The sequence below is a fragment of the candidate division WOR-3 bacterium genome, from assembly GCA_039802205.1.
Lineage (GTDB): Bacteria > Hydrothermota > Tepidihabitantia > SM23-42 > JAOAFX01 > JAOAFX01.
Window position 1 is genome coordinate 1 of the sequence record JBDRWD010000086.1, and the last position, 7,523, is coordinate 7,523.

Here is a 7,523-nt window from a genome sequence, read left to right on the forward strand (position 1 = left end):
GAGAAAATAACGGAGAAGGAGTATCCTGCTGATGAGGATGCTGGGTTAATCAAGTCGGCATATATGATAGACCCATTAAAGAATTACAAGACATTCGCTGGGATTGAGTGTAGGAATGCTGAAGAGATAGGTGATGCGATTGAGCAGGAGTCTTCGTACTATAAGGTATATCTCAAGAATAAAAAGAATGCTGACCTTTATCTTTATTTAGAGGCGCGTGGTTATGAGGATATTGCGAATGCCTTTCGGAAGTATGCCCAGGCATTTAATCAGGAGCGTGCATTCAATACAATTGTATTGGAATTACAGGGTAAGGAGAAATTCAAGTTTGGGAATTTAATTTTCTTTAAGCCGGAAGATTTGCTTGCTACTGAAGGTGAAGTGAAAGATAAACTTATAAAAGAGTTAACTAATCCAGATTCCAAGTTATCAATCTGGCTTGAGCAGTTTACGGAATTAAAAAATAGTATTGAAAGATGGCGAAAAATTGGTAGATATGATGCTACTACATTAAGTTACGCACTGGATAGGGAGAGTTCCTTTATTATAAATGGAGAAAAAGCAAGAGATGTTAAAGAGTTTGAATCACTCCTATCTAAACATATACTGGACATTCAAAAAGATATAGTACCTGATAGCATTTTCGTAAAAGAAGCAGATTATTGGCTGCACAATTACTACAATTTTAAATTTGCCACATGCCTTATAAATACTATAGGGAGTAATATTACCAAAGAATTTGCATCAGATGATATGCGTAAGGTTTATGAATGGTTGTGCGAAGTGTGGATTGAGTATGCGCGTGCACAGTTCAACAGGATTTTACGAAATGAATTTGTTAAGCTGTTAAAAAAGATTAATCAGAATCATCAATACCTTAAGTTTCATGCAAAAGAGGAACAACTTATAGAAGAATTAATTAAAATAGAACAAACGAAATTAGAGAATACAAGAAAAAAAGAATTAGAAAAGATAGAAGGAGATAAAAAGAAAGAGTTGGAGTTGTTAAGAAATAATTACAAACAAATCCAAATGCAGAAATTCTGGGAAGGAGAGGGTAAAAAAATTATATTCGTAGGCCTTAGTATGACCGTTGCTTGGACATTATTTTTTGCTGTTAAAGGAGGAGGAGTTTTAATATGGATTGGTGCAATCATAGGGGGTATAGCTGGTCTTATTTACGGCGGACTCTTTGGTGCTATTATAGGTCTTGTTGTAGGCGGCGTGGTAGGTGTGATACTTCCATTTGTAATTACGCCTGTTTTTTTATATTTACTTATTCGCACTCTGTTATCCTATCACCACATAAACCGAGAGGCGTCCGAAATTCTCTTACCGGCTGCCACACAAAAAAATTACCAAGATCGTATAGACAAAGTACAATCTGAGATAGAAGATAAAAGAAAAAACATAGAACAGCAAATTGTGAATAAAGTTTTTAAAATGGACAGCATTGAGATTAATAAAGAATTGCAATCTTTAACAACCACCACGAATAGCAAGCAGGTATAACCATGGGAATAGTCTGCCCGAAATGTAATTCATCAAATCGTGACATCGCCAAATATTGTAAATTCTGCGGTTCAAAATTAGTTCTGCCTTCATTTCAATTAGAAGACCTTGTTGGTCTTGATGATATAAAACAACGAATTCAAAGTATTATCAATATTGCTCAAGGAATGGAAAAGCGGCGTAAAATAGGGCAACCTGTCTCAAAACAAAATCTCCATACAGTCATTATCGGCAATACGGGCACCGGAAAAAGTAGAATTGGGGAAATATTATGTGGGGTCTTTTATAAATATGGAATAACCTCTAAGGAAGATGCCTTAACAGTAGATGCGGTTGACTGGGCAAAATTTACCAAGGACTTTGAACAGAATTTCCAGAAGGCAAAAGGCGGTATCCTCTTTATTGATAATGTTCAAAAATTGGTGCCTGCTGGTTATTCAGGTGAGATAAACCCACTTGATAAACTTTTCAGTGAGATGGAGAAATCAAAGTATGACCCAATTATCATCCTTGCCGGATTACCTAAAGGCTTAAAGGAATATCTTGAGGAAAATCCCAGTATCAAAGGTAGATTCAAATACATCTTTGAAATTCCTGATTTCAATGCCGACCAATTATTCCAGATTGCGGAAAACGAATTAAAGAAGCAAGGCTTTACCCTTAATGAAGATGCAAATCAAAGATTAAAAAAATTATTTAAACATCTTGTTAAAACCAAAGATGATTCATTTAGTAATGCCCGTGAAGCGATAAAACAGGTTGAGGAGATTATTAGTAATTATTATCTCCGTATCTCAGCGGGTGCCAATGATGACTGTATTATAATTCCTGAGGATATTAAGGGTGAATTTCCTGAAGAAAAGACTGTGGAAGAAATTTTTGAGGAACTCAATGAACTTATTGGTATGGAAAATGTTAAGACCGAGGTGCGGAATCTAATAAATACAATAAGAATTCAGAAAGAAAGGGCTGAACAATTAGGGGAGACATATAAGCTTGGTATTCATATCGTAATGACTGGAAATCCAGGAACGGGTAAGACGACCGTTGCCAGGAAACTCGGTGAAATATTTCAAGCAATTGGATTGCTTGATAGAGGTCATTTGGTTGAGGTTGACCGTAGCAAGATGGTTGCTCAGTATGTAGGACAGACTGCACCACAGGTAAATAAACTTTGTGATAGTGCGATGGGTGGAATTCTTTTCATTGATGAGGCATATACTCTTGCTCCAGAGAATGTCGTTGATTCCTTTGGTAAAGAGGCGATAGATACATTGTTAAAGAGAATGGAGGACGACCGGGGTAAGTTTATTGTGATTGTGGCAGGTTATCCCAAAGAGATGCAGAACTTTATCAATGCCAATCCCGGTTTACCATCCCGCTTCAATACCTATTTCCATTTTGAGGATTATCAGCCCGATGAGTTACTGGGGATTTTCAAGAAGATGGCTGAAAAAAACAAATACGAGATTGAAGATAAAGCAGAAGAAAAATTAAAAGGGATATTTACTTCAATGTATGAAAGGCGGGATAAAACCTTCGCAAATGGTAGAGAGGTGAGAAAGCTCTTTGAGGAATGTATTAAGATGCAGGCCAATAGGCTATCTGCCCTAAAGGATTATGACAAGAAAGAGTTATCAATCATCAGGGTTGAGGATATTCCGCCAAAGTATGAGATAGAAAAGGTTGTCAGTATAGAAGATGCATTGAAGAAATTGGAAGGTCTCATTGGGCTTCAGGCAGTAAAGAGGGAAGTTAAAAAACTCATTGATTACCTTCAGGTTGAAAGGGCGCGTGCTTCAGCAGGTATAAAAGAGACGATGCTAAATTTGCACTTTGTCTTCCGCGGGAATCCTGGTACAGGCAAGACCACCGTTGCCCGCATCCTTGCTGATGTCTTTAAAGCGATGGGATTGTTGAGTAAGGGGCATCTCGTAGAGGTTGATAGGTCTGGGCTTGTTGCTGAATATGTTGGTCAGACTGCACCCAAGACAAATAGGGTTATTGACAATGCAATGGGTGGTATTTTATTTATAGATGAAGCATACACACTTGCGCCACAGAAAGGAGGGGTGGGGCATGACTTTGGCAAAGAGGCGATTGATACTTTGCTCAAGAGAATGGAAGACGATAGAGGGAAGTTTATTGTGATTGTGGCAGGTTATCCTGAGCCAATGGAAGATTTTATAAATGCCAATCCTGGTCTTCAATCAAGATTTACAAAGTATATTGATTTTGAAGACTACAAGCCAGAAGAGTTAAAGGCAATATTTATTTCAATGGTAGAGAAAAAAGGAATGAAACTTGGAGAAGGTGTAGAAGAATATCTGGAGAGACTATTTACGGATATTTACAACAAAAGGGATAGAAATTTTGCTAATGCCAGGACGGTCAGAAACATCTTTGAGATGGTCTTACAGAATCAATCCGCCAGGGTTGCTGAACTTATGCAAAAGGCTCCTGTAGAACCAGAGGTTTTGAATACAATCACAGTTGAAGACCTTAAAATGGGTTAATATGGTTTCGAAGCAGACTATCCCGTTTATTATTGGGGTAGGGACCTTAGTCCCATATCAACATAATGGAAGGTAATGTAGGGCAAGGTTTCAAAACCTTGTAGGAGGTTAAAATGGACTTAAACGGAGTTTTAATTCAAGCAGCAAAAGATGGTAATATGTTTGTCTTAAAAGCTGCGATTGAGAAAGGTGCTGATATTAATGCTAAAGATAAGTATGGCTGGACTGCTTTGATGTGGGCGTCAATTAATGGACATACCGAGACTGTAGAATATCTTAAAGAAAAAGGCGCTGATACAAGAGAAATTATTAAGGTGTTGATATCAAAGCTAAAGATAAAAATATTAGCAGCGAAAAAACCGACGCAGCCACAATATCCAAACAAAGATTTATCCAGGGAATTAGATGATGAAACTCCTTTAGTAGTATATGCCCCCAAGGAGATACACTACTTTCCATTTGGAGTGATTCCTAAAGGAGCCCCAGTAAATATATTTGCAGTTCTTTCAACCGTTGCTAATGGTCTATTTAAACTCACTGGTAAAACACATGGAAAAGACCCTGTTATTGGTGGTGTCCAGATATTAGGAGAACTGGGAATTAAAAGTAAAGAAGTGGTCAAAATCTTAAAAATAGCACTTGAGGACAATAATGAAGGGGTAAAACAGTCAGCAGATGAGGCACTTAAAAAATTGGGCATTAAATGAGAAAAATCAAAAATATAGCTTTAGGGTGGAGTGAGAATAATGATATGTGCCTTTTGTAAAGCCGATATTGAGAGTGATTCCTTCTATTGTGACCAGTGTGGACAGGAAATTTTAGTCTGTCCAAAGTGTAATAAACCGGGCAAGGGCAAGGTTTGTACACAGGATGGGACTTCTCTTGTAACAGCAAAAAGTCTTTCTTCAACTGCAAAAGTTGGGGTGGGTGGTCCGCAATTACCACCTGCACCCGCTGGTGAATTGCATTTAATAAATAGAACCCTTAATCTTGATATTAAAATCACAAAAGATGCCTTAATCGGCAGACTATATGGAGATTTTGTGGACATATTTGGAAAATATGATACAGTTTCAGGCAGACACCTCAAAATCGTTTTTGACCCGCAGAAGGGCTGGCTTGCCACGGATTTAGGCTCAACTAATGGCACAAAGTATAATAATTTACCTTTAGTTCCCAATCAACCACAAGTTCTCGCTGATAAATCATATCTACAAATTGCCAATATAGAATTTTTTATAGAAATTAAAAAACCAACACCAACGACTGGGACCAGGAGGATATAAATGAAGTTAAAGATTTCTGCAATAAGTGACAAAGGGTGTGTGAGAGAACATAATGAGGATATGGTGTTAATTGGTGATGATATATTTCGTGATGATAAGAGAGATTTGGTCTTAGATTTAAAAGACAAGCAGAAATTCTTTGTCGCGGTTGCCGATGGTATGGGCGGGCATAATGCCGGTGAGGTTGCAAGTGAATTGGTTTTAAGAAAAATTGTTGAGAAAGTGCAGGCAATAGAAGAAGGATTGACAGAAAAGGACCTTGCTGATAGATTTTCTATATGGGCAAAGGAAATTCATTCATTTATCTTGGAGGAGGGGAATAAAGACATCAATAAAAAGGGAATGGGTTCTACTTTAATTGGGGTTCTATTCTATGGTGAAAATGTTTATTATATTAATGTTGGTGATAGTCGGTTATACAGATTGAGAAGGGGTAATCTTGCGCAGATTTCAAAAGACCACTCTCTGCAGGAAGCAATGGGTAGTAAAGAAGCACCTTCAAATATTATCTTAAATTCTTTTGGCGGTGGAGAAAGGATTTTTATTGATTTCCATCCTGCTGGTGGTGTCATATTAAACGGTGATATATTACTCCTTTGTAGTGATGGATTGTCAGATATGTTAAGTGATGATGAAATAGAGGGCATTTTGAATAATGAAAAAGATAATGCGGTTGATAGACTTCTTGACGAGGCAAAGAGGAAGGGTGGCGAAGATAATATCAGTATAATTTTAATCTATATATCGCTTGATGATTTCTCAATAGAAATACAGGCATCACAAGATGGAAAATAAAATAGGGGTGATATATGCTCTGGGGAAAAAGGGCAGATGATAAAAGTAGATGGTCAGAAATTGCCCGGGATTGTCTGGCGGTCGGGGCAATTGTAAAAATCATATGGGATTGGAATATACCGATAACGATTTCCGGCCCGGTTTTATTTGGTATGATGTTTGCATCTCTTTTTGGGATAACCCGCGATATTATTGCCATCTCTGCCTTTCTTTTATTTATAGTGACTTTTACAATATCATATCCCGAAAAGGGCGCCATGCTGATTGGAGTCTTTGTAGTTTTTGCAATTATTGCAAAAATTTTTAGGAAAAGATATATTTAAATAAAGGACGATTATGGAATTCCAGAAAAAAGGTAAAGAAGAAAAAAAGGTAGTTCCATCCAAAGAAGAAAGAGAGGGTAAAGAATGTCCAAACTGCCATTCAATAAATGATACTGAAGCGAAATTCTGTGCTGAATGTGGTTATGATTTTACAGGTGGCAGAAAGTGCCCGAAGTGTGGGGCAAAAATTGTTGCCCCTAATGCTGATATATGTGAGGTCTGTGGTGAATGGTTATTAGAAGGTAAGTGTAAATTCTGCTATGCTGACCTTGAAGAAGGCGCAGCTTATTGTGCGGAGTGTGGTAATCCGGTCGGTGGCATAGTATGTCCAAAATGTGGTAAGTTAAGTTGTTTTGATTTCTGCAAATTCTGTAATACCCCGCTTACTGCAGTCGCCCAGCAGATGATTGAAAGAATAAAAAAATTTCCTCAGGAAGAGGTTGAAAAATTCACTTCTAATCAGGAGGCAAGGGCATATTATATGGCACAAAAATATCTGGTGGTGGGTGTAGAGGTTAAAGAGGGTAAAGAAAATAAGACTAATGAATTGCTCAAATTAAAAGAATACCTTGAAAAAGTAGAAAAAAAGACAAAAAAGAAAATTCCTCCACCATTATTTACAGATGAGCAGAAGCAGAGTATTCTATCTACTGGTAAGGAGGCAGAGAAAGAGATACAAAGACAGGAAGAAGAAAGGAGACGGCAGGAAGAGGAAAGGAGAAGACAGGAAGAGGAACGAAGAAGACAAGAGGAGGAACGAAGGAGGCAAGAGGAAGAGGAGAGAAAATTGAGAGGACCAAAAGGATGGGTTTGTAATGCTTTTGGTGCTTTTCATCCTGGAGGTCCTTGCGAATGTGCCGCACCGGAGTTTGGGGGTCACTGGATATATTAACTCTGAGTGTTGAAATGTAACATAAGATTAATAAATGGATATAAATTAAATAGGGGGCCAACCGTGAAAGATAAGTTCAAAGAAACCAAACGGTCAGAGGGAAATATTGTTTCATCCGGGGTCACACCTGGTGGTACGACCCTGAAGGATGAAAAGCCCGTAATCAAAGCCGGTGTTGCTGTTGCACCAACCCCTACAA

General features: G+C 37.9%; 7 protein-coding genes. All 7 read left to right on the plus strand.

Annotated elements, in window-relative coordinates:
• Positions 1-1,512: hypothetical protein (locus ABIL39_11970; protein ID MEO0166842.1), on the plus strand; the 1,512-nt coding region annotated here is incomplete at its 5' end.
• Positions 1,513-1,514: 2 nt separating this feature from the next.
• Positions 1,515-4,028: an AAA family ATPase gene (locus ABIL39_11975; GenBank protein MEO0166843.1), complete on the plus strand. Its 2,514-nt coding sequence runs from the start codon at positions 1,515-1,517 to the stop codon at positions 4,026-4,028.
• Positions 4,029-4,141: 113 nt separating this feature from the next.
• Positions 4,142-4,735 (plus strand): ankyrin repeat domain-containing protein, encoded by a 594-nt coding sequence (locus ABIL39_11980; GenBank protein MEO0166844.1) that lies wholly within the window; start codon positions 4,142-4,144, stop codon positions 4,733-4,735.
• Between the two features lie 39 nt (positions 4,736-4,774).
• On the plus strand, positions 4,775-5,314 hold the full coding sequence (locus ABIL39_11985; protein ID MEO0166845.1) for an FHA domain-containing protein: 540 nt from the start codon (positions 4,775-4,777) through the stop codon (positions 5,312-5,314).
• Positions 5,315-6,109, plus strand: a complete 795-nt coding sequence (locus ABIL39_11990; GenBank protein MEO0166846.1) for a protein phosphatase 2C domain-containing protein — start codon at positions 5,315-5,317, stop codon at positions 6,107-6,109. It abuts the gene before it with no gap.
• A gap of 14 nt (positions 6,110-6,123) precedes the next feature.
• Positions 6,124-6,432, plus strand: a complete 309-nt coding sequence (locus tag ABIL39_11995) for a hypothetical protein (protein ID MEO0166847.1) — start codon at positions 6,124-6,126, stop codon at positions 6,430-6,432.
• A gap of 13 nt (positions 6,433-6,445) precedes the next feature.
• Entirely contained in the window at positions 6,446-7,324 is an 879-nt protein-coding gene (locus ABIL39_12000) for a zinc ribbon domain-containing protein (GenBank protein ID MEO0166848.1), read from the plus strand.
• Positions 7,325-7,523 lie beyond the last annotated feature (199 nt).

Excerpts from the sequence above, each read along its gene's own strand:
- ABIL39_11990 (MEO0166846.1), top strand. The coding sequence starts at position 5,315 with ATGAAGTTAAAGATTTCTGCAATAAGTGACAAAGGGTGTGTGAGAGAA.
- ABIL39_11980 (MEO0166844.1), top strand. The coding sequence starts at position 4,142 with ATGGACTTAAACGGAGTTTTAATTCAAGCAGCAAAAGATGGTAATATG.
- ABIL39_11985 (MEO0166845.1), top strand. The coding sequence starts at position 4,775 with ATGATATGTGCCTTTTGTAAAGCCGATATTGAGAGTGATTCCTTCTAT.
- ABIL39_12000 (MEO0166848.1), top strand. The coding sequence starts at position 6,446 with ATGGAATTCCAGAAAAAAGGTAAAGAAGAAAAAAAGGTAGTTCCATCC.
- ABIL39_11995 (MEO0166847.1), top strand. The coding sequence starts at position 6,124 with ATGCTCTGGGGAAAAAGGGCAGATGATAAAAGTAGATGGTCAGAAATT.
- ABIL39_11975 (MEO0166843.1), top strand. The coding sequence starts at position 1,515 with ATGGGAATAGTCTGCCCGAAATGTAATTCATCAAATCGTGACATCGCC.